We start from the raw sequence: 21,376 nt of genomic DNA, 5'->3' as shown, positions 1-21,376 counted from the left end.
GCCGATTATCTCCCGCTGGATTGATACCGCCGCGCCTGCGAACGGACGCGTTCGACGGTGCCAGGCAAGCCCGAACGGGCGCCGGCGCTGAGGCGCCGGTCGCCTTCGCATCGGCACGGCGATGCGAAGGCGCGAGGATATGACACCCTCCTCGTCATTCCGGGGCCGCGCAGCGGGGCCCGGAACGACATTGGGCAGTGTCGATGTCAGTGCACATGATGTCCGAGACGAATGCCTCCGCGCGTCTTGGGGCGATACGCGCGGCCGCAACTCAGGTGAAGGCGCCCGGGAGCCCGTTCCGGCATGCCGGCGGAATGCATCTGCGCAGCCCCACCGCCGGAAACGGCCGCCTCGCCCCCTCGGACCTGCGTCTCTGGGCCGTGCTGGCCCTGGCGCTGGTGTTCCTCACCCTCGGCGCCCTGTTCCTGGCGGCGCCGGGTCTCGGCGCGCTGATCTACGGCGTGCCGGCGCCCGCCGGCCTCGGCCAAACCTACCTCCGGGCGATCGGGGCGCGCGACGCCGCTCTCGCGCTCTACCTCGCGGGCCTCGCCCTGCTCTCGACCCGCCGCGCCGTGGCGATCGTGCTGGGGGCGAGCCTCGTGATCCCGGCCTGCGACCTGGTCCTGATCCTGTCCGCCGGCACCGCGACGTGGTGGCAGGTGGCTTTGCACGGGCTGAGCGCCGCCGTGCTGGCGCTCATCGCCCTGTGGCTCTCCGGTCGCGGTCAGGCCGCGTAGTCCGGCTCCTCCCGGTCGAGCCGCCGGCGCACCGCCGCGAGGTGGAGGCGGGCCGATTCGGGATCGCCCTCGCGCATCTGGCGGTAGGCCGCCTCGGCGATGGCGGGATCGACCGGCAGGACCGGGCGGCCGGTCGAGAGGGCGAGCACCTGCACCTCCGCCGCGCGCTCCAGGTAGTACAGGTCGTCCCAGGCCTCCGCGATGGTGGGCGCGAGCACCATCACGCCGTGGTTCTTCATGAACACGATGTCGGCATCCCCGACGCTGTCGGCGATGCGGTCGCCCTCGCGCTCGTCGAGGGCGAGGCCGTTGTAGTTCCGGTCGAAGGCGGTGCGGCCGTAGAACTTCAGCGCGGTCTGCCCGGCGAAGATCAGGGGATCGCCCTCGGTCATCGAGAGGGCGGTGGCGTAGGGCATGTGGGTGTGGAACGCCACGCGCGCCCGCGGGAGGCGCTTGTGCAGGCGGGCATGGATGTAGAAGGCGGTGGCCTCCGGCTGGCCATCGCCCGCCACGACGTTGCCGTGGAAGTCGCAGATCAGCAGCTTCGAGGCGGTGAGCTCCGCGAAGGCGTAGCCGTAGGGATTGACGATGAAGAGATCGTCGTAGCCCGGCACCATCGCCGAGAAGTGGTTGCAGATGCCCTCTTCCAGGCCGTGGCGGGCCGCCATGCGGAAGCAGGCCGCCAGTTCCTCCTTGGCCCGGCGCACCTCGGGCCCGGCGAGGTCGGGCTGGTTGAGGCCGTCGGGAATCCGCTCGCCGGCCGGCGCGCCCAGTGCGTGAGCCATGGTGTCCGTGTCTCCTTCAGGTCGCGGCGGATCCTGGCGGAAATCGGTCCTGCTTGTCCACGCCGCTCGTCCACGGGGTCAGCGCGGGCTGCGCAGGTGCTCCAGCAGGGCGGGGGTGGCGTAGCCGTCGGCGGGCAAACCCTCCGCGATCTGGTAGCGCCGCACCGCCTCGCGCAGCTTCGGACCCGCACGGCCATCGAACGGGCCGTCATAGAGCGAGCGGGCGGAGAGTCCGCGCTGGAGCGCGGTGAGCCCGGCCTGGTCGAGGCGGGGGCCGGTCGGCCAGGAGGCGGCGAGGGCCGGTCCGCCGGCGATCCGGTCGGAGAAGTGGCCGACGGCGAGCGCGTAGGCATCCGAGGTGTTGTAGGCGCGGATCGCCTCGAAATTGGCGGTGATCAGGAAGGCCGGGCCGCCGGCGCCGCCGGGCAGGAACAGGCTCGCCTCGCCGGACCCCGGCAGGGCCTCGCCGTCGAGCGCTCGCACCCCGCGCCGGGCGAAGTCGGCGAACGGGCCGCGGTGGCGCGCCAGATCGAACTCCGCCGGCAGGGTTACGGCGACGCCCCAGGGCAGGTCGCGGCGCCAGCCGGCCTGCTTGAGGAAGCTCGCGATCGAGGCCAGCGCGTCCGGCGCCGAATCCCAGATGTCGCGCCGTCCGTCGCCGTCGAAATCGACCGCCGCCCTCAGATAGGCGGAGGGCAGGAACTGCGTCTGCCCCATGGCGCCGGCCCAGGAGCCGCGCATCCGCTCCGGCTTCACATCGTGATGTTCGAGGATCTCGAGCGCCGCCAGAAGCTCGTCGCGAAACAGCTCGCCGCGGTGGCGCGCCTCGGCGAGGGTTGCGAGCGCCCGCACGACCGGCACCGTGCCGGCACTGGCGCCGAAATCCGACTCGATGCCCCAGAACGCGAGCAGCACCGGGCCGGGCACGCCGTAAGCCGCCTCGATCGCTCTCAGGGTCTCGGCGCGGCGCGCGGCCTCTGCCTGCCCACGGGCGATGCGGCCGGGCGAGACGGCGCTCGTCAGGTACTCCCAGACCGGGCGGCCGAACTCGCCCTGGCGGCGCAGGCGGGCCAGCACCGCCGGGTCCGGGGTCACGCCCCGGAACGCGGCGTCGAAGGTCGCGCGGGAGACCTTTCGCGCCTGGGCTGCCGGCCAGAGCTCCTCGACGAAGGCCCGGAAATCGCCGGCGCCGACGGGAGCTGCGAGGACCATGACGGCGCCGAGCGCCAGGGTAGCGCGAAGGGCGACGCGGGTCGGGAGCATGGATCAGATCCGGTTGCGCCGGCCGAGCGCTTCTTCCCAGGCGAGCGCCTGGGTCACGATCTCGCGCAGGTCGTCGTGCTGCGGCACCCAGCCGAGCTCGGCCCGGATCCGGTCCGCCCCGGCGACGATCCGCGACGGGTCGCCGGCCCGCCGCGGCGAGAGCTTGACCGGGAAATCGACGCCGGAGACCGACTTCACCACGTCGATCACCTCGAGCACCGAGTAGCCGCGGCCGTAGCCGCAATTGAGGGTCAGGCTTGCCCCCCCACCGCGCAGGTGGTTGAGCGCCACGAGGTGGGCCGCCGCGAGGTCGGAGACCTGGATATAGTCGCGCAGGCACGAGCCGTCCGGGGTCGGGTAGTCGGTGCCGAACACCTCCAGCTGACCGCGCTTGCCGAGCGCAGCCTGCGTCGCGACCTTGATCAGGTGGGTGGCGTTGGGGGTCGACTGGCCCGAGCGCCCGCGCGGATCGGCACCGGCCACGTTGAAGTAGCGGAGCACCACGTAGCTGATGCCGTGGGCGCGGGCGGCGTCCTCCAGCATCCACTCGGTCATCAGCTTCGAGCGGCCGTAGGGGTTGATCGGGTTCGGGGGCAGGTCCTCGGGCACGGGCACGACCGCCGGCTCGCCGTAGACCGCCGCGGTCGAGGAGAAGATCACGTGGCGCACGCCTGCGCCGATCGCCGCCTCGATCAGCGCGCGCGACTTGACCGTGTTCGCGAGGTAGTAACCGAGAGGATCCGACACCGAATCCGGCACCACGATCTTGGCGGCGAAGTGCGCCAGCGCGTCGATGTTGTGCCGGCGGATGGTCTCGGCCACCAGGGTCTGGTCGGCGACGTCGCCGCGCACCAGCGTGACTTCCGGCGGCAGCGCCCAGTCGAAGCCGGTCGAGAGATCGTCGAGGACCACGACTTCGTCGTGTCCGGCGTCGATCAGAGCGAGCACCATGTGGCTGCCGATGTAGCCGGCGCCGCCCGTGACAAGTACCGCCATTCCGCTCGCTCCCCGGCGTGAGATGGGTTGATCCATAACCCGCAATGCTTCAGCGTCAATTAAGCTGTCCGGTGGCAAGGCTACCCGCAGGGAGGAGGTCTGCCGGGCCCGCAAGCCCGGCCGCGCCCGTTCCCGCCGGGCGGTCCGGCAGCTCCTCGGTGTTCACTGGATCACGCACGATGAAACGCATTCGCAAAGCCGTCCTCCCGGTCGCGGGCCTCGGCACCCGTTTCCTGCCGGCGACCAAGGCGGTGCCCAAGGAGATGCTGACGGTCGTCGACCGTCCGGTGGTCCAGCACGTGGTCGACGAGGCCAGAGAGGCCGGGATCGAGCACTTCATCTTCGTCACCGGCCGCGGCAAGGCGGTGATCGAGGACCATTTCGACATCTCCTACGAGCTCGACCGCACCCTGCAGGAGCGCGGCAAGCAGGAGGCCTACGAGGCGCTGAAGAAGGATCTCCCGGCCGCCGGCCAGACCAGCTTCACCCGCCAGCAGGAGCCCCTCGGCCTCGGCCACGCCGTGTGGTGCGCCCGCGAGATCGTCGGCGACGAGCCCTTCGCGGTGATCCTGCCCGACATGCTCAGCCGCGGCAGCATGGTGCAGATGCTCAAGGCCTACGACCAGCACGGCGGCAACATCATCGCGGTCGAGGAGGTCGCCCCCGACCAGACCCACCAGTACGGCATCGTCAGCGTCGGCCAGGAATTCGGCGACACCTTCGAGATCACCGGCATGGTCGAGAAGCCGCCGAAGGGCACGGCGCCGTCGAACTACATCATCTCGGGCCGCTACATCCTCCAGCCGGAGATCTTCTCGATTCTCGAGCGCGGCGAGCGCGGCGCAGGCGGCGAGATCCAGCTCACCGACGGCATGAAGCGCCTGTCGGAGACGCAGAAGTTCTACGGCATGCACTATCGCGGCAAGACCTACGACACCGGCTCGAAGCTCGGCTTCCTGGTCGCAAACCTTGCCTACGGCCTGGAGCGGCCGGAGCTGCGCGACGCGCTCAAGCAGGAGATCGAGGCGCTGCTGAAGAAGGGCTGACGCCGTCCGGCCTCGCGCCCGGCTCAGGCCCCGGGCGCGAGGCCGGCCTATTCGTCGTCGAACCAGTCGCGACCGGGCTCGATGCAGCGGTAGCCGACGAGGCATTCCGGCGTGTCGCGGGTCGGCACGAAGGCGTTCTTGGTGATCTGCGTCGGCTCGCAGAAGCTGCGGTCGCGCACGAAGCGGTCATAGGTGTAGCCGCCGGTGCCGAGCACCGCGGCGCCCTGAGCCGCGAGCAAGCTTCGCGCTTGGCGGCAGGTCATGTCGAGGGTGGAGGGGCGCCCTTGGGCGAGCGCACCGGTCGGCGCGGCCGAGACAATGCAGGCCGCGAGTAGAATCGAAGAATGTCGGCGGTCGGCGGACACGGCGCGGCGCTTTCCCGGTCAGGAGCGCGGCCAACGCGCGGACTTCGTTCCCGGATCCGCCACCCCTACTGCGTCAATTGCCCCACGCTCAGGATCGCCCCCATCACCGAGATGATCAGCCCGCCGATCAGGCCGCCGATCGCCACCGTCACCAGGGGGGTGAGCAGGGCGAGCAGGCGGTCGATGCGCTGGCGGGTCTCGGTCTCGTGCATCTCGGCGGCGTGGATGAGGACGCTGCCGAGGCGGTTCACCTGCTCGCCGCTGGCGATCAGGTTCAGGGTCGAGGCGGCGTAGGGCTTGAGCGACGAGAGCCCCGAGGCGAGGCTGCCGCCCTCGGCGAGCCGCTGCCCGGCCTCGTCGAGGGCGCGGCGAAACACCCGGTTGCCGGCGAGCGGCCGCGTCGCCGCCACCGCGTCGGGGATCGGCACCTGGGCGACGAGCAGGGTGCCGAGCACCCGGCAGAACCGGCCGCACTCGATACCGACCACGATCTCGCGGACCAGCGGCAGGCGGAGCGCCAGCCGCGCCCGGGCCGCCGCGAAACCGGGCAGCCGCCACGCCCGGGCGAGCCCGAGGATCACGAGCGCTAGGCCGCCGAGGAGGGCGGGCCAGGTGGCCGAGAGCGTCTCGCCGAGCCAGGCGGCGGCGCGGATCGCGAAGGGCGGCGCCTGGCCGCTGCCCTCGAAGAGGGGGCTAAGCGCCGGCACCAGCACGCCGACGATCATCGCCACGGTGCCGACCGCCATCGCGACGAGCAGCGCCGGATAGATCATTGCCGAGATCAGGTGGCGCCTGACCGCGTCGCGGCGCTCGACCGAGGCGGTGAGCGAGCCGACCACGTCGACGAGCGTCCCGGTGGCCTCGCCGGCGCGCACGATGTCGACCATGTCGCGCGGGAAGGCCTGCGGATGGGCCGCCATCGCCCGCGACAGCGAGGCGCCGGCCACCACCCGCTCGAGCAAGTCGGCGAGGACCGGCTTCAGGGCCGGCCCGGCCTGGCGCTCGACCAGGCGCAAGGCGCGGTCGACGGTGAGGCCGGCGCCGACCAGCGTGCCGAACTCGCGCAGGAAGGCGACGCGGGCGGCGTCGTTGACCCGGTCGCGCCCGAACAGGTCACGGCGCCAGAACGGCGCCGGCCCGGCCGCCACCTGCGCGATCTCGTAGACCTGGAGCCCGTCGGCGCGTAAGCGCGCCACCGCTCGCTGGCGGGTCTCGGCCTCGATCCTGCCGGCGCGGGCGCGCCCGTCTCCCGCATAGGCCTTGTAGGCGAAGCGCGGCATTTACGACGTGCCTTCCAGCACCCGCCCGACCTCGTCGAGGGTCGTGTCGCCGTCGAGCACCCGCGCCCGCGCGCTGTCGGCGAGCCCCGTCATGCCCGCATGGCGGGCCCGGGCGGTCAGGGTCTGCTCGTCGGCGCGATTCGCGATCAGACCGCGCAGGTCGCCGTCGAGGGTCATGATCTCGGAGGCGACCATCCGGCCGCGATAGCCGGTGCCGTTGCAGGCCGCGCAGCCGCGAGCGCGCTTGAGGCTCACGGGGACCTCGGGGGGAATGCCGAGGCGCAGGCGTTCCCGCGGCGTCGCCGGCGTCGCCTCGGCGCAGGCGCCGCAGAGCCGGCGCACCAGGCGCTGGGCCACCACGCCGTTGAGGGTCGCGGCGATCAGGTACGGCTCGATGCCCATGTCCATCAGCCGGGTCACGGTGGCGGGGGCGGAGTTGGTGTGCAGCGTCGAGATGACGAGGTGGCCTGTCAGCGCCGCCTGCACGGCGATGCGGGCGGTCTCGCCGTCGCGGATCTCGCCGACCATCACCACGTCCGGGTCCTGGCGCAGGATCGAGCGGAGCGCCGCCGCGAAGTCGAGGCCGATGCCCGGATGGGCCTGGACCTGGTTGACCCCCGCCATACGGTACTCGACCGGGTCCTCGACAGTGACGACCTTGAGGTGCGGACCATTGATCCGGCGCAAGGCCGCGTAGAGCGTCGTGGTCTTGCCCGATCCGGTCGGGCCGGTGACGAGGACGAGGCCGTTCGGCCGGCTCGTCATCGCGGCGATCTCGCTGATCGCCGCCGCGTCGAAGCCCAGCGCGGAAAAATCCTCGACCCGGCGCGAGCCGTCGAGGACGCGCAGGACCACGCTCTCGCCGTGGGCGGTCGGCAGGGTCGAGACGCGGATATCGACCTCCTGGCCGCGGTCGGGGGCCTGCATGCGCCCGTCCTGGGGCAGGCGCCGCTCGGCGATGTTGAGGCCGGCCTGGATCTTGATGCGGGTGGTGAGCGCGAGCTGTGCCGACTTCGCCAGCCGCTCGGACTCGACCAGGACGCCGTCGACCCGGTAGCGCACCCGCATGTCGGCCTCCTCCGCCTCCAGGTGGATGTCGGAGGCCGAGAGTTCGAAGGCCTTGCGCACCAGGCGGGCGGCGAGCCGCACGATCGGCGCCTGGCTCGCCACGTCGGCGAGCCGGGCGAGGTCGTCGTCGCTCCCCGCCTCGCCCTCCTCGGCGACGTCGCCGTAGACGGCGCGGTGCGCCCGCTCGAAGCTGCCCGGGCCGACGAGGCGGAAGGCCACCCGCCGGTCGACGAGGTGCTCCAGGGCCTGGCCGGTCTCGCCGTCGAACGGGTCGACCAGGGCGACGACGAGGCGGTCGGGTTCGACGGCGAGCGGCAGCACGCGGGCGCGGGCGCAGTAATCGGGCGAGAGGGATTCCGGCATGACCGGCTCGGCCGGCAAGTCCTCCTGGCGCAGGATCGGCAGGCCGGTCGCCTCCGAGAGGGCGGTGACCAGCGTCGCCTCGTGGACGAGGCCGAGTTCGGTGAGCAGCAGGGGCAGGGGGCGCCGGCCGGGTCCGTCGAGGGCGGCGAGCGCCCGCTCGTGGCCGGCAGCATCGAGCACCTCGCTCTCGGCGAGACGGTCGACGAAGGCGCGCAGGTCGTCGGTGCGGCTGCGGGCTGCGTCGCGCCGGTCGGCCCGCGCCCGTCGCGGCCGGGTCTTGCCCGCCCAGATGCTCAGCATCGTCCTGCCCCAGAGAAAGCCCGCACGAGGAAAGTGGATCCGGCGCGCTGCCGCAGGGAGCCATTCTCGCGCCACGTCCTTAAGCGGACGGAAATATCGCGGCGTTAGACATCTTTGCGACGCCCGCCGCAGCCGTGCGGGCGCCGGAGCCGACCGGTCTTGCGCGCGTCATCCCTCCCGTCCCCGGCCCAGGGGCTGCTGTCGTCGGTCGAGGCCTCGCTCCGCTCCGGCGTCGACGCCGCCTCGCATCTTCTCGGCCTCACCGAGGCCCGGACCGACCGCGAGCCGGCTTTGCTGACCGTGCGGCTCGGGGCGCCGAACGAGACCGGCCTCATGGTGATCGACCGGCGCGACGGGCAGGACCGGACCTACCGCCTCGACATCCAGGCGGACGACCTCGCCGACCAGATCGCCGCGATCCGGGGCGGCCAGCCGGAGGGACGGGCGAAGATCGTCGTCGATCCCGCCGCCTGCTTCATCCGCACCCTGGACCTGCCGGGTGTCGCCCTGCCGCGGATGCGCGCGGTGCTGGCCCAGGAACTCGAGGCCGCGACCCCGTTCCGCGCCGACCAGGTGTTCAGCGACTGGTACGTCGAGAGCGAGGACCCGGAGACCCGCACCCTGCGGGTGCGCCACGTGGTGCTCAAGCGCGCCCGCCTCGGCCCCCTGCTGGCGGCTTTGGCGGAGGCGGGGCTGACGGCGAGCGTCGTCGCGGTCGGGCCGGCGGAAGACCGGACGATGCCGGTCGATCTCCTGTCGAGCGGGCATCACGCCCTGCCGGCGCTGCTGCGCAGCGCAGGCAACCTCGTCCTCGTGGCGGCGACCGGCCTGTGCCTCATCGGAGCCTTCCTCGGCCTGCGCCAGCACCAGGCGGCGACGCTGTCGGCCCTCGACGACGCCTTCGCGACCGCCCGCCGGGCGGCGGCCTCCGGCCTGCCGCCGGCAGTCCAGGCGGGGGCCGCCGCGATCGTGGCCGAGCGCGGAATCCCCCTGGCGCGGGTCTGGGACTCGGTCGCGGCGGCCCTGCCGGGCACGGTGTCGGCCGAGATGTTGCGCCTCACCGCGGCCGGGCTCGAACTGACGCTCGTGGCTCCCGACGGGCCGGTTGTTCTCGCGGCGCTGGCGCAGCTGCCAGGGTTCGGTACTCCCGAGCTGCGCCAGGCCGTCCCGGTGGAGGGCGGCCAGCGCATCGTCGTGGCGCTGCCGCGCCGCATGACCGGAGCCCGGCCGTGAGGATGGCGCTTCCCCTCGCCGGGCGGCCGCTGCTCCTCGGCCTCGCCGGCCTTGCTCTCGCCGCCGCCCTCGGCACCGGGCCGGTGCTCGATGCGCTCGGCGTCGCGGACGACATCGCGCTCGCCCGCGACCGCCTGGCCCGGGCGCAAGCCGCCGCCGCCGCTCCGCCGGTGCCGGCGCCGCTCGCTGCCGCGGACGAGGCCGGCCTCGTCGCCGCCTTCCGGGCCCGCCTCGACACGCTCGCGGGGGAACGGACGGCAACGGTCGACGGGGCCGGAATCCAGCCGGACCCGGCGCGTCCGACCCTGCCGCGCCTGTCGGCGTCCTTGCGCGGCAGCGCGGAGGGCCTGCACGGCCTGCTCCAGGCCCTCGAGACGGGTGCCCCTCTGATCGTGCCGGAAGAGGCCGAGCTCAGCGTCGAGCGCCCGGCCGATCCCGAGATCGGTCGGGCCACCGTGATGCGCCTGAACCTCACGGTGCGCGGCGTGCTGCTGCCGGCCCCGGCCACCAAGCCCGCGCCGTGAGGAGGCCACGCCGTGCGACGGATCGGACCCCATCTGGGCGCCACCCTGGCGTCGACCGGGCGCGGGCCCCGCGTCGCCTGCGGCCTCGCTGCCTGCACCATGCTTGCCGCCTTCGCCTGGCCGGTCGACGGAGGCCCCGCGCCCGCACCGCGCCGCGCCGCCGCCCCGGTTCAGGCCCCGGACGAGACCGCATTGCAGCGCCCGCTCTTCGATCCCGGCCGGCGCCCCTGGACCGCCCGGGGCCCGCGCGACATCCTGGACGGCGACCCGCCGCGGCCTGTGCTGACCGTGCGCGGCATCCTGCTCGACGGCGCGGTCGCCCGGGCGCTGATCGACGACGGCAGCGGGACGCAAGCGTGGCTCGCCCGCGGCGAGGGGAGGGGCGACTGGCGGGTCACCGCGGTCGGGCGCGATCAGGTCACCCTGATCCAGGGCGAACGCCACTACGTCGCGACCTTCCTCGGCGACCCGGCGACCTTGCGGCCGGTGGGCGCGAAGCCGGTGGCGGAGGCGGGGCCGGCGCTGCGGCGGTGAGGGGTGCAGTTGTCGGGCCAGCGCCGCCATCACCGGCGTGCCGCGAAGCACGCGCGACGCAAACTGTTGCACTCCAAGGCTACCATGCCCGCTTCGGTGCGCGGGCGAAGACAGTCACGCCGGACCGCTGCCGATTCGGACGGGATCGGTAGGGACGTGCCGTTGCGACACATCACACACCCGAACCGCGCCTGGCCCCTCTCCCACGTGGAAAAGGGTATATCCCGCGCCATTCTCATCCCGAAGGCTGCCCCGGACAGCCCGGCCTCTGCAGGGGAGAATTGATCGCGCGGACCGCGAGATCGTCCATTCGAAACTTGCGCGCAGAGCATCGCCGAGCGCCAGGGATCTTGTCACCATCTCCCTGTCCTGCTGAATCGCCCGTCAATCCAGCATCCGCCGCAAGATGCCCTGCGAGCCTTGATGCGCCGTCGGCAGGGGCGGGGGCGGCAGCACCGGGCGGACCGGCATCATCGCGCGGAACTGATGGCGGAAATCCTCGGCGATGCGGTCGGCCTCGACGGTGCCGCGGATCACCCGGGGGCGGATGAACACCAGGAGTTCGGTCCGGACCCGCTGGTCGACCCGGTTGCGAAACGCCGCGCCGATCACCGGCAGGTCGCTCAGCACCGGCAGGTTCTCGTTGGTGATCTGCGCCTTCTCCTGCACCATGCCGCCGATGGCGAGGCTGTGACCGTCGCTCACCGCGACGCTCGTCGCGACCCGGCGCTGGCGGATCGTCGGCGAGTCGATCTGCGAGGTCGTGGTCGGGACGACGTCGCTGACCTCCTGGTTGATGTCGAGCACGACGAGGCCGTTCTTGTTCACCCGCGGCGTGACCGAGAGGATCACGCCGGTATCCTTCATCTCGATCTGGTTCAGGATCGGCGCGCCGGCGGTGAGCGCGCTCTGGCCCGACTGCTTGATGATCGGGACCTGGTCGCCGACCTGGAGCTTGGCGGTGCGGTTGTCGAGCACCGTGATGTTGGGCGAGGAGATGACGTTGACGCGGGCCACGCCCTGGAGCGCGTTCAGCACCACGTTGAAATCGGTCCCGGCGAGCAGGTAGTTGAAGCCCGGTACGCCGCGGATCGCCGAGGCGATCAGGCCCGTGGTACCCCTCGTCGCCGCTGCCTTGGCCGCCTTGTCGGTGTCGATGCTGGCGAGGTTGAAGCGACTGCCGCTCTCCTTGAGGAACCACTGCACGCCGAAGGCCAGGCTGTCGTTGAGGGTCACCTCGGCGATGACAGTCTCGAGCAGGACTTGCGTCGGCATCGCGTCGAGGCGGCCGAGGATGCGCAGGATCTTGTCGTACTGGTTGCGGGTGGCCGAGATCACCAGGCTGTTGTTGGCGTCGTCCGCGACGATGCCGATGGCGTCCCGCCGCATCCCGGCGCCGCCCGCGAAAGTCGTGTCGAAGCCCCCGCCATAGCCTCCCCCGCCATAGGTGCCGCCACCGAAGCCCCCACCGGTCCCGAGCCCGCCCGCCGCGCCGCCGAACCCCACCCCGCCGGCGCCGGGATCGCCGGCGGATCCGCCCGAGGCCCAGCCGGAACTCGACGGGGAGGCGCCGCCCGACATGCCACCACCCAACGTCCCGCCGCCGGCGGCTCCGCCCCCCGTGGCGCCCAAGCCGCCACCCAGCCCGCCACCCAAGCCACCACCCAGGCCACCCGGGCCCCCGGTGCCTCCGAAGCCACCCATGGCGTAGCCGCCGGACGCGGCCCCGTAGGAGCCGCCGTAGCTGCCGTAACCTCCCGTCCCCGACGCACCGTAGGCGCCGCCCATCTCCGCCATGACCACGCCCTGCAGCACGGCGGCGAGTTCCTTCGCCGAGCGGTTCTGGATCCGGTAGACGAAGAGCTGGCGCTCGCGGTCGGCGGCGAGGGTCTCGAGCTGCTCGAGCAGCGCCCGGGCGCGGTCGAGATAGGCGGCGCGGGAGCTGACCACCAGGATCGCGTTCAGCGCCTCGTTGGGGATGAAGCGGATCACGTCGCCGGTGCCGGCGGTCTCGCCGCCGAAGATCTGGGTCAGGTCGCGGGCGAGTGCCACCGGGTTGGAGCTGCGCACCGGCGCCATCGCGGTCGACATGCCGCGCATCCAGTCGACGTCGAACACCGCGATGGTCTGGCGCAAGGTCCGGATCTGGTTGGCGTCGCCGGAGAGGATCAGCAGGTTGCGCGCCCGGTCGGCCCGCAGCACCACCTCGCGCGGCGCCACCGAACTCAGGATCGCCTGCATCTCGGCGGCCGAGATCCAGCGCAGGGGCACCGCGACCGCGCCCGATTCGGCGCCCGCGCCCTGGACCGGCCGGATGTCGGGCGTGGCGCCCGCGGGCACGATCTGGACGCTGCGGCCGTGTCGGCGCAGCGACAGGCCGCGGCTCGCCAGAGCCGTCTCGAACATCCGCAGCAGCGCCTCACGGCTCACCGGCCCGCCGGTCTGCAGGGTCATGGTGCCGGAGGCGCGGTCGTCCAGGCTGTAGCCCCAGCCGAGCGTGTCGGCGAAGACCGCCTTGGCGGCCACCGGCAGCGGCACCTCGACGAGGTTGAGGCTCACCGGCCCGCCCGCGATCGGCTCCCGGGCCGGGGCCTCGCCGGCGATCAGGCGGTCGTCGCCGCGCAGGACCAGGGCGCCGGTATCCCGTGGCCCGGAATACCCGAGGGGCTCGGCGCCGCGGGCGGTCAGCGGCCAGCCGCAGGCGAGCGCCAGGGCGAGGACAGGCGCACCTCTCATCATCACCCCGCCGTCCCCGTCACCCGCTCGCCGATGGGGCGAACGTTAGGAGAGTTATGGTTAACGGTGAGTTGAGGGCGCCCGGGTGGCCCGTATCGGGCAATGCCCGCCTGCCGACAGGCAGCCTCCGCATGCAGCATGCCGAAGCGATCCTGCATCCATTCGGCTTCTCGGCTCAACGTCAGCAACGCATAGCTGAGGAAACCGGAGCCGTCCGCTCGCGGCTTTGACCAGATCATACTGGGTCAAGGCAGCTGCGGACTGTCGTCCCCGGACGATCGACTGCCGGGAAGACGCTCGGCGATCACCGGGTATACGCGGCACTTTCGTCGAACCGCGAGAGCGGGCCGACGTCGTCGGCGATCGCGCGGGCGTGCCGTCAGTTGCTCGCGACGTCGGCCTGGTCGCCGCCGCCTCCGGCCTTGCCGTCGGCGCCGAGGCTGTACACCTCGAACGGGGTGCCGGCAGCGCCGGGGGAGCGGTAGAGGTAGGCGTGACCCCACGGATCTGTGAGGCCGCGGGCGTCGCGCACGTAGGGGCCGCGCCAGCCCGGGCCGGTCGGCTGCACCAGGGCCTGCAGACCCTGCTGGGACGTCGGGTAGGCGCCGAGGTCGAGGTAGTAGAGCTCGACCGCCTGGGCGATGTTCTTGACCTGGATTCGCGCCGTCTCGCCCTTGGCGCGGCCGAGATAACCCAGCACCTGCGGCGTCACCATGGTGGCGATCATGCCGATGATCGCCAGGACGACGAGCAGCTCGACCAGGGAGAAGCCGGCCTGACTGTCTCTCCGGTCCTCGGACCGGGTCTCTCGCGGCTCCCCGCGATCCGGTTGGGTTGTGATGAACATCGCGCGGCCTCGGGACGAATGGACGATCGGCGCGCAGGGTGCCGTCTCTTCGTAAAGAAGCCCCTCACTGCGGGTCCTGACGAAGGGACCGGCCACCGAGAGAGTCGGGATTTGTTATCCAATTCCGGGCATGATCCAGGATCATGATCGCGGCCCTTGGGGCAACAAGTCCCTGGGGCATGCCTCTCGATGTGAGGGGGCTCGGGACGGTCATTCCTGGGGCGAGGCTCCTTTCGGGAAAGGGCAGGGAGACGCATGAACCGCTCAGCCGGACACGCGGCCCGCGCGGGTGGAGGCCGCCGGCGCGTCCAGGGAATCACGGGGGTTGCGACCGCGGGGCTGGCGATCGGGGCGCTCTCGCTGGCGGGCCTGCTCGTCCTCGGCGGCAGCGCTCTCGCCGCCGAGCCGCTGATGGTGCCGATGCCGGTGCCGTTCCCGCCGGTGCGCGTGCTGACGCTCCTCGTCGCCCTGCACCTCCTCGGCCTGTGCTTCGGCCTCGGCGGCGCCACGATGCTCGACTTCTGGATCCTGCGCTGGATGCGCTGGGGCAGCCTGCCGGGCGAGATCGCCCGCATATTCCTCTTCGTCAGCAAGGTCGTCTCGGTCGGCCTCGGCCTGCTCTGGCTCTCTGGGCTCGGCTTCCTCGCCGTCTACGCGCTGGAATCGCCCGAGAAGCTCGACAACCCGAAGCTCTGGGCCAAGATCGTGGTGGTGCTGGCACTCACCATCAACGGTCTCGTGATCCACGCCGTGGTGCTGCCGGGCGTGCTGCGCGACATCGGCAGGCCGATGCTCGACGGCGTGTCGGGCATGCGCACCGGCATCTTCCTGGTCTCCGGCGCGGTCTCCGGCGTGTCCTGGTACACCGCCTTCGCCCTCGGGCTGATGCGCGAGCTGAACGGCCGCGTGCCCGCCGGCCTGCTGCTGGCCCTGTGGGTCGCCGGCGTCATGACGGCCTCGCTGGCGGCCTATCTCTACTGGCTGCACCTGCGCGAATGGGGCCTGCGGCAGGCCGCCAAATCCCCGCAGGTGCAGGGTGCCGCGCAGGCCCAGGCCTGCGCGCCGGACATCCCGACCGCGCCTGCGATCCGTCGCGGCGAGCCCGCGGCGCCCCTCGCCGAGCCTCTTCTCGAGCGCCTTGGCGAGCCTGCCGCGCGCCCGGCCATCCCGGCGCCCGTCGCGCGGCCACCCGCGACAGCGGAGGCGGCGAGCCGCGTCGCGGTCGCCCCGGCGCGGATCCCCGCGGACCGGATCCTCGCCCTCCCGCCGGCGCCCCCCCGGGCCAGCCGGGCTGGACGCGCCTGATGTCGGCCGCCTTCCTCGCCGGCGCCCTACTGCCCGCCCTGCTGCCGCTGCCGCTGACCCTGCCGGCGAGCCTGATCGACCTGCACCGCCGCATCATCCCGGATGCGCTCAACCTCGCGCTGCTCCTCCTCGGTCTCGCCGTCGCCGGCTGGCGGGACGGGGCCGAGGGGATCGGGCTCGGCCTCGCGCAGGCCGGACTCGCCTACGGGCTGTTCCGGACCGTGCGCGCCCTGCATGCCCGGGCGAGCGGCCGGATCGGGCTCGGGCTCGGCGACGTGAAGTTCATCGCCGCCGCCGCCGCCTGGACGGGACTCGCCGGCCTGCCGGTGCTGGTTCTCGCGGCAAGCCTGTCGGCGCTGGCGGCGGTCGGGCTGCTCGCGCTCGCCGGACGGGCGATCGGGCGCGAGACCGCCCTGCCGTTCGGGCCGTTCCTCGCGCTCGGCCTCCACGCCGCCCTCCTGATCGGGCCGGCCGGCTGATGGGCGGGAATGGGGGGCACGAGGGTTTCACCAGAGGGGAATTGGCCCAAGATGGATTGGCCCAAGATGGATTGGCCCAGGTCACCCAAGAGGGCTTCAACCAAGAGGGCTTCACCCTCGTCGAGATGCTGGTGACGATGGCGATCCTGGCGCTCGCAGCCGGGGTCGCGTTCCAGTCCCTCGGCCCCGGTGCCCTCGACCGGCGCACCCTGCTCGCTTCCGAGACCATCGCCGCCGAGATCGGGCGCCTGCGGGCCGAGGCGATCCGCTCCGGCCGGGCCGGTCGCCTCGCCTTCGAGCCGCAGGGCCATCTCTTCACCAGCTCCCGCCCAGGCGCGCCCCCGATCCCGGTCGGCGGCCTCGCGGTCGCGGTCGAGCCCGGCCCGATCGGCCGACCGACGCCGGGCGAGGTGCGGCTCCTGCCCGACGGCAGCTCGACCGGAGGGCGGATCCTGCTCGGCGGAGGCGGGACGCGCCGAGTTCTGTCGGTCAGCGCGCTCACCGGACGGGTGCGCCGGGAGGATGGGCCATGACGATGGCCCTCACGACACGGCTGCGGCGGATGTGGCGGCACGCCGGTCCGTGCGACGAGGAAGGCTTCACCACCGTCGAGGTGCTGGTCGCGTTCGGCATCGCCGCCGCCGCCACCGTCATGGCGTTCCAGATCGCCGGCACGGCGACCGTCGCAGTCCGGCGCATCGAGGCAAGCCGCGTCGCTGCCGACGAAGCGGAGGGGATCGTCCTGCGCCGCCTCGCCGAGGGTCCTTTGCGGCCGGGCCTCGTCCGGGGCGCGTTCTCGGACGGCACGCCCTGGACGCTCGCCGTCACCGACCTGCGCCCGGCCCTCGGCCTCGGCCGCATGCCGCCGCTCTGGCAGGTCCAGGTGACGGGCCCCTCGGCGGTGCCGCTCTACGCGACGCTGATTCCGGGGAAGCAGGAATGAGCCGGGACTCGGACGCCACCGCGCGGCAGGCCGGGTTCACCCTCGTCGAGACCCTGGTCTGCCTCGCGCTGGCGGGGCTGATCGGGGTGCTGCTGCTCAACGCCGTGCGGATCGCCGGCGGGGCCTCCGCCGCCGCGGCCCGGGCGGCGGGGGCCGAGGAGGTGCAGTCGGTCCGCGACCACCTGCGGCGCACCCTCGGCAGCCTGGCGCAGCGCCGCCCCGACGGCCGGCGGCCGACCCTGCGCGGCGGGCCGGACGGGCTCGTCGCGGCGCTCGCTCCCGACCAGACGCTCGAGCGTCCGACCGAAATCACCGTGACACTCACCCGGGTGCCCGGCGGGCGCGGCGCCGACGATCTCCTGGAGAGCCGCAGCGAGGCGGAGGCGCTGCCGGGACAGCCGGCGACGACGCGCAGGGAGGCGATCCTCGGGCGGATCGCCGGCCTCGGGTTCCGGTATTACGGCGCCCCTGCCGATGGCGCCCGGCCGCTCTGGCTGCCGGCCTGGTCGCGGCCGGACCGGCCGCCGCTCCTGGTCGAGATCCAGGTCGCCTTTCCTCCCGCGGATAGCCGCCGATGGCCCCCCCTCCTGATCGCCCTCGACGCCGGCCCGTGAGCGCACCGAGCCAGTCCGGGGAGGGCGAGGCCGGCTTCGTACTCCTGTCGGTGCTGGCCATCTTCATCGTCGTCGGCGCGGTCCTGGCGGCGGCGATCCTGCAGGTCCGCTCCGCCACCGGTCTCGCCCAGGCCCGGACCGAGGTGGTGCGGCTTCAGGGCGCGGCGGACGGGATCGCCCGCCTGATCGCCTACGAGCTCGATCTGGGGCGGACCCATCGCCGGGTCGGCACCGGCCTGCCGCAGGACGGTACCGTGACCGCCTGCCCGCTGGCACCGGGGCGCACGGCGTTCGTGTCGCTCCAGGATCAGGGCACCCTGATCGACCTCAACGCCACGCCGCGCCCGGCGGTGGAGGAGGCCTTCCGGCTCCTCGGCTTGCCGGACCGGGAGGCGCTGGCGCTCGGCGCCGAGATCGTCGACTACCGTGACCCGGACGACGCGCCGGAGCCGAATGGCGGCGCGGAACTGCCGCAATACCGCGCCCGGGGCCTGCCCTGGGGCCCGCGCAACGCGCCCTTCGCCAGCATCGACGAGATCGACCGCCTGCCCTCGATGACGCCCACCCTGGCGGCCCGCCTGCGGCCGGCACTGACGGTCTACAACGAGGGCGGCCGCTTCGACCTCGCGGCCCTGGTGCGGCGGGTCAACCCGTCCGCGATCCGCTCGCTGCCGGGCTCCGCCGGGCCGGTCCCGTCGCAGCGGCAGATGTTCCGTCTCTCGGTCGTCGTGGAGGAGGGCCGCGCCCGGGCCGGGCGGTCGGCGATCCTCAATCTCGGCAGCGGCGGCTTCCTCGTCTGGCAGCAGACCGTCGCGGCAGACCTCGTCGGCGGTGCGGGCCATGCCGCCTGCGCGCTGCTGGCGGCGGCCCTTGCGTCACGTCCCTGACCGCCGCACGGTGGTCGCCGGCGGCCCCGAAGGTCCGCCGGAGTCGTCTCCGAGGGGAAGTCACCGCAAGAACCGTGTCCTCGTCCGTGATCGAGCAGGATCTACCGGGCGGTGGCGCGAGTTAAGCTTGAGCCGAGTTGTTGGACGACTCCGAAGACGAAGGGAGCACGGTGCGATGACGGAGACCAGGGCGGTTCCCCGGTGCCCGGACGTGGTGCTGTCGGATTTCGGGAGCTTCTTCGAGGAGCAGCGGCGGCGCCGCGAGGCCTATTCGGCGCCCGAGCCTCAGGACGAGGCGCCGCTCTCCGCCGAGGACGCGCAGCGCGTGGCGCTCCTGCGCGACATCGCCGCCGAGGTGCTGGCGGCGGCGGCCAGCCAGCTCAGCTCCCACGGGGTGCTGATCGAGCGCGGGCCTTCCTTGCGCGGCCGGCCCGATTTCGAGCAGGCCTACACCCAGTTCATGCTGATCAACCGGCATACCGGCCAGGCCTCGGACGTCTACGTCATGAGCATCACGGATTCGGGCTACTTCCTGGCCAGCGCCTGCGACCCGCGCCTCGACCACGACCATTCCGACCGGCAGGTCACCCACTGCGCCGCGAGCGCCCTGAACTGCGACATCGTCGCTCGGGTGGTAAAGGACGCCATCCTGCACGTCGCGTGACCCTCGACGCCCCACGACCCCGACGTCGCATACCCTTCGATGTGGCGTGACCCTCCAGCGGGACGGCCCGGCACGTCAGCCCTTAACCTCTCCTTAGGTTTTTGTTCCAGCGCGGCAGTCGAAAAAAGTCGGCTACAAATCCCTCTTGACCGTCCCTCCGCGGAGGGGCAGCATAGTCCTCGTCGAGTCGAACTCGAGGAGGTGGCCATGAATTCTCAAGGTTGCAGCCCTCACGCGACACATACCGATGCCGGTGACCAGGAAACTCCACCGGACTACGATCGACAGGGATAGTGGCTTCAGGGCGGGCTGAATACGGTACGGGGCCGAGTCGGCCATCGCAATCGTGCCGTGCGAAACCACCCGCACCCTGAAACGTGGACCCTGCCCCTTAAGGCTCGTCGGTGCGCCGGCGGGCCTTCGTCGTTGTCGGCCCTCGTTTCGTGATGGTCTGTGCCGTGGTAGGGCCATCCCCAGGAGGACCCGATGACATCAGACCGTTCCCGCCGCGGCGGCGATCCCCGGCAGGCCGCCGAGGCCGCGTTCCGGGCCGTGACCCGCAAAGTGCCGGAGGCCCCGGCGCCCGGGAAGGCCGCCGCGAAGCCCGCCGTGCCGGGCCTGCGCGAGACCGTGTCCCTCCGCCTCGACCGCGACGTGCTCGACCATTTCCAGGAGGAGGGGCCGGGCTGGCAGGAGCGCATCAACGCCGCCCTGCGCAAGGCGGCAGGGCTCTGATTCTCGTGACTCCGACTCACTTGGCCCTGATGCGGCTGAGGCTCGCGGCCCTCCTGCTGCTCCTCGCCGCACCAGCGCGAGCCGAGAGCGGGTTGGTGACCAACCCGTTCGCATCGAACTATCCCTCGGTGCCGATCCGGGAGCGGGTCGCCCCGCAGCGCCTCAGCGCAGGAACTGCCCAAAGGCCCGCGGTCCGTCCGAGGTCTTCACCGTCCCGGTCACTGTCAGGGCCGCGGCATCGATCACCGTGAGGGTGTTCGATTCCCAGTTCGCCACGTAGATCGTCCTGCCGTCCGGGCTCGCCTGGATGCCTTCGGGGTACTCGCCGACATCGAGCCGGGGACCCGGCGCCAGGGTGGCGGTGTCGAAGGTGCTGACCGTGCCGCCATACTGATCGGTGACGAAGGCGCGACCCATGCTAAGCGCCACCGCGTAGGGCCGCTCGCCGACCTTGACCCGGCCAACCTCCCGGCGCGCCGCGATGTCGACGACGGAGACGTCGTTCGAGCCGACATTGGCGGAATAGGCCCGCTTGCCCTCGGCGTCGATCGTGACGCCGAACGGCCGCGTGCCGACCGGGATCGCCGCGACCCGCTGCCGCGTCGCGGTATCGACCAGCGACAGGGCGTCGTCGTCCCGATCCGCCGCCAAGAGGAAGCGTCCGTCCGGCGTCACCGCGATGCCCGACGGCGAGGTGCCGACTGGGATCTCGGCCACGACCGCGAAACTCTTCGGATCGACCTCCCACAGCCGCTTGGCGTACCAGTCGGCGACATAGACCGCGCCGCTCACCGGGCTCACCCCGATGCCAAGGGGCCCGCCGCCGAGCGGCACCGTCCGGGCGACCCGCCGCGCGGAGGCGTCGATCACCACGAGCGCCTTGCCCTCCGGCGCGGTGACGTAGACGGCGGATCGGTCTGGCGACAGGGCGATGCCGGCCGGCGCGCCCGGCACCGGAATCGTCGCCACGACCTTTCGGCCATCGAGATCGACGACGTCGACCGCGTCGGCATTCTGCGCGGTGAGAAACGCCTCCGCCGCCCGCGAGGGGACCGGCGCGAGGCCGATCCCGACCACCGGGCAGAGCCCGGCAAGCAGGCAGAGCCCGGCGAGACGCCGGGCGGCTCTCACGAGTTGCCCTTCTCGATCTTCGCCTTCAGGTTGTCGAGGCCGCCGCGATAGAGCGCCTTGACCGCCTTGATCGCCGCCTCGTCGCTCAGCTCGGGCGGCGGATCGTTGTTCATGTAGCCGCGATAGAAGGCGCCGTCCCACACCACCTCCGATGCCTTGCCACCGTCGGCCGGCTCGACCTTGATCGTCGAGGAGTAGTTGTTGACCGGCAGGACTTTCACGTCGACCTTGTTGATCCGGTACGACAGGCTCTTCTGCTCGGCCGAGTACTTGTAGAGTTCCTCGTCGACGGTGGCACCGCCCTTCAGGGTGAGAATGCGGGTGGCCTTGACCTCGTTGCCGCCCTTGCCCTCGGTCTTCTCGACCGGCGGCAGCCAGCTCATGTCCTGGAAGTTGCCGACCACTGCCCAGACCTTGTCCGGGGTGGCATTGATCGTGACCTTCTCCTCGACCTTCTTGCGGGTCGGGCCGTGGGCCTGGGCGGGCGCCGCCGCGAAGGCGGCGACGAGGGCGGCCGCGAGGATGCGCTTCATCGGGTGTC

Annotated in this window: 23 protein-coding genes; 13 read left to right on the top strand and 10 right to left on the bottom strand. The window is 72.4% G+C overall.

Annotated elements, in window-relative coordinates; genetic code table 11:
* Positions 1 to 314: 314 nt before the first annotated feature.
* Complete coding sequence (locus MFF64_RS03905) at positions 315 to 737, top strand: DUF4267 domain-containing protein (protein WP_099904723.1); 423 nt, start codon at positions 315 to 317, stop codon at positions 735 to 737.
* On the opposite strand, the gene MFF64_RS03900 is transcribed toward MFF64_RS03905, so the two are convergent.
* The 3 genes from MFF64_RS03900 to galE form a co-directional block, all read right to left on the bottom strand.
* Positions 725 to 1,522 (bottom strand): aldolase, encoded by a 798-nt coding sequence (locus MFF64_RS03900; RefSeq protein ID WP_099904726.1) that lies wholly within the window; start codon positions 1,520 to 1,522, stop codon positions 725 to 727. The genes MFF64_RS03905 and MFF64_RS03900 overlap by 13 nt on opposite strands.
* A gap of 78 nt (positions 1,523 to 1,600) precedes the next feature.
* Positions 1,601 to 2,785 carry a lytic murein transglycosylase gene (locus MFF64_RS03895; protein ID WP_238189716.1) on the bottom strand — a complete coding sequence of 395 codons (1,185 nt, stop codon included), beginning with the start codon at positions 2,783 to 2,785 and terminating at the stop codon, positions 1,601 to 1,603.
* Between the two features lie 3 nt (positions 2,786 to 2,788).
* Positions 2,789 to 3,781 (bottom strand): UDP-glucose 4-epimerase GalE, encoded by a 993-nt coding sequence (galE, locus tag MFF64_RS03890; protein WP_099904814.1) that lies wholly within the window; start codon positions 3,779 to 3,781, stop codon positions 2,789 to 2,791.
* Positions 3,782 to 3,960: 179 nt separating this feature from the next.
* Between galE and galU the strand changes: the two genes are divergently transcribed.
* A complete protein-coding gene (gene galU, locus MFF64_RS03885) occupies positions 3,961 to 4,827 on the top strand; it encodes a UTP--glucose-1-phosphate uridylyltransferase GalU (RefSeq protein WP_099904811.1) in 867 nt (288 codons plus the stop codon).
* Positions 4,828 to 4,874: 47 nt separating this feature from the next.
* Here the strand turns inward: galU and MFF64_RS03880 are convergent, their stop codons facing one another.
* The 3 genes from MFF64_RS03880 to MFF64_RS03870 form a co-directional block, all read right to left on the bottom strand.
* Positions 4,875 to 5,165, bottom strand: a complete 291-nt coding sequence (locus tag MFF64_RS03880; protein WP_099904816.1) for a hypothetical protein — start codon at positions 5,163 to 5,165, stop codon at positions 4,875 to 4,877.
* Positions 5,166 to 5,257: 92 nt separating this feature from the next.
* Positions 5,258 to 6,472 carry a type II secretion system F family protein gene (locus MFF64_RS03875; protein ID WP_099904809.1) on the bottom strand — a complete coding sequence of 405 codons (1,215 nt, stop codon included), beginning with the start codon at positions 6,470 to 6,472 and terminating at the stop codon, positions 5,258 to 5,260.
* Positions 6,473 to 8,203 (bottom strand): GspE/PulE family protein, encoded by a 1,731-nt coding sequence (locus MFF64_RS03870; protein WP_238189714.1) that lies wholly within the window; start codon positions 8,201 to 8,203, stop codon positions 6,473 to 6,475. It lies immediately after the preceding gene.
* A gap of 159 nt (positions 8,204 to 8,362) precedes the next feature.
* Here MFF64_RS03870 and MFF64_RS03865 point away from each other — a divergent pair, with 159 nt between their 5' ends.
* From MFF64_RS03865 to MFF64_RS03855, 3 genes are read left to right on the top strand one after another with little or no spacing between them, the layout of a single operon-like run.
* Complete coding sequence (locus MFF64_RS03865) at positions 8,363 to 9,436, top strand: hypothetical protein (protein WP_238189712.1); 1,074 nt, start codon at positions 8,363 to 8,365, stop codon at positions 9,434 to 9,436.
* Between the two features lie 2 nt (positions 9,437 to 9,438).
* On the top strand, positions 9,439 to 9,960 hold the full coding sequence (locus MFF64_RS03860; RefSeq protein WP_099902781.1) for a GspMb/PilO family protein: 522 nt from the start codon (positions 9,439 to 9,441) through the stop codon (positions 9,958 to 9,960).
* 12 nt (positions 9,961 to 9,972) lie between these two features.
* On the top strand, positions 9,973 to 10,494 hold the full coding sequence (locus MFF64_RS03855; RefSeq protein WP_099902779.1) for a hypothetical protein: 522 nt from the start codon (positions 9,973 to 9,975) through the stop codon (positions 10,492 to 10,494).
* Between the two features lie 384 nt (positions 10,495 to 10,878).
* Here the strand turns inward: MFF64_RS03855 and gspD are convergent, their stop codons facing one another.
* Together gspD and gspG are read right to left on the bottom strand one after the other, a co-directional pair.
* Positions 10,879 to 13,233, bottom strand: coding sequence for a type II secretion system secretin GspD (gene gspD, locus MFF64_RS03850; protein WP_238189710.1), 2,355 nt, complete (start codon positions 13,231 to 13,233; stop codon positions 10,879 to 10,881).
* 376 nt (positions 13,234 to 13,609) lie between these two features.
* A complete protein-coding gene (gene gspG, locus MFF64_RS03845) occupies positions 13,610 to 14,077 on the bottom strand; it encodes a type II secretion system major pseudopilin GspG (RefSeq protein WP_099908025.1) in 468 nt (155 codons plus the stop codon).
* 255 nt (positions 14,078 to 14,332) lie between these two features.
* Between gspG and MFF64_RS03840 the strand changes: the two genes are divergently transcribed.
* The 8 genes from MFF64_RS03840 (at position 14,333) to MFF64_RS03805 (ending at position 19,704) form a co-directional block, all read left to right on the top strand.
* Positions 14,333 to 15,382, top strand: coding sequence for a hypothetical protein (locus MFF64_RS03840; protein ID WP_238189698.1), 1,050 nt, complete (start codon positions 14,333 to 14,335; stop codon positions 15,380 to 15,382).
* A complete protein-coding gene (locus MFF64_RS03835; RefSeq protein WP_099908027.1) occupies positions 15,382 to 15,861 on the top strand; it encodes a prepilin peptidase in 480 nt (159 codons plus the stop codon). The genes MFF64_RS03840 and MFF64_RS03835 overlap by 1 nt, the downstream gene beginning before the upstream one ends.
* Positions 15,862 to 15,932: 71 nt before the next feature.
* Entirely contained in the window at positions 15,933 to 16,394 is a 462-nt protein-coding gene (locus MFF64_RS03830; RefSeq protein WP_238189695.1) for a pilus assembly FimT family protein, read from the top strand.
* Complete coding sequence (locus MFF64_RS03825) at positions 16,391 to 16,804, top strand: type IV pilus modification PilV family protein (RefSeq protein ID WP_165795871.1); 414 nt, start codon at positions 16,391 to 16,393, stop codon at positions 16,802 to 16,804. Before MFF64_RS03830 ends, MFF64_RS03825 begins: the two co-directional genes overlap by 4 nt.
* Complete coding sequence (locus MFF64_RS03820) at positions 16,801 to 17,418, top strand: prepilin-type N-terminal cleavage/methylation domain-containing protein (RefSeq protein ID WP_165795872.1); 618 nt, start codon at positions 16,801 to 16,803, stop codon at positions 17,416 to 17,418. Before MFF64_RS03825 ends, MFF64_RS03820 begins: the two co-directional genes overlap by 4 nt.
* Positions 17,415 to 18,305, top strand: a complete 891-nt coding sequence (locus MFF64_RS03815) for a type II secretion system minor pseudopilin (protein WP_238189693.1) — start codon at positions 17,415 to 17,417, stop codon at positions 18,303 to 18,305. The genes MFF64_RS03820 and MFF64_RS03815 overlap by 4 nt, the downstream gene beginning before the upstream one ends.
* A 175-nt stretch (positions 18,306 to 18,480) precedes the next feature.
* The gene (locus MFF64_RS03810; protein ID WP_099908034.1) at positions 18,481 to 18,969 is read left to right on the top strand and encodes a hypothetical protein; all 489 of its coding nucleotides are present in this window, start codon (positions 18,481 to 18,483) and stop codon (positions 18,967 to 18,969) included.
* Positions 18,970 to 19,455: 486 nt separating this feature from the next.
* Positions 19,456 to 19,704: a BrnA antitoxin family protein gene (locus MFF64_RS03805; RefSeq protein ID WP_099908038.1), complete on the top strand. Its 249-nt coding sequence runs from the start codon at positions 19,456 to 19,458 to the stop codon at positions 19,702 to 19,704.
* 162 nt (positions 19,705 to 19,866) lie between these two features.
* On the opposite strand, the gene MFF64_RS03800 is transcribed toward MFF64_RS03805, so the two are convergent.
* Both MFF64_RS03800 and MFF64_RS03795 read right to left on the bottom strand, forming a co-directional pair.
* Complete coding sequence (locus MFF64_RS03800) at positions 19,867 to 20,802, bottom strand: beta-propeller fold lactonase family protein (RefSeq protein WP_099908048.1); 936 nt, start codon at positions 20,800 to 20,802, stop codon at positions 19,867 to 19,869.
* Between the two features lie 29 nt (positions 20,803 to 20,831).
* Complete coding sequence (locus tag MFF64_RS03795; protein ID WP_099908040.1) at positions 20,832 to 21,368, bottom strand: SRPBCC family protein; 537 nt, start codon at positions 21,366 to 21,368, stop codon at positions 20,832 to 20,834.
* Positions 21,369 to 21,376: the final 8 nt, after the last annotated feature.

Source organism: Methylobacterium frigidaeris (genome assembly GCF_022179185.1).
Lineage (GTDB): Bacteria > Pseudomonadota > Alphaproteobacteria > Rhizobiales > Beijerinckiaceae > Methylobacterium > Methylobacterium frigidaeris.
The sequence above is the reverse complement of the archived record's forward strand: the minus strand, read 5'-3'. Positions and strand labels throughout refer to the sequence as shown.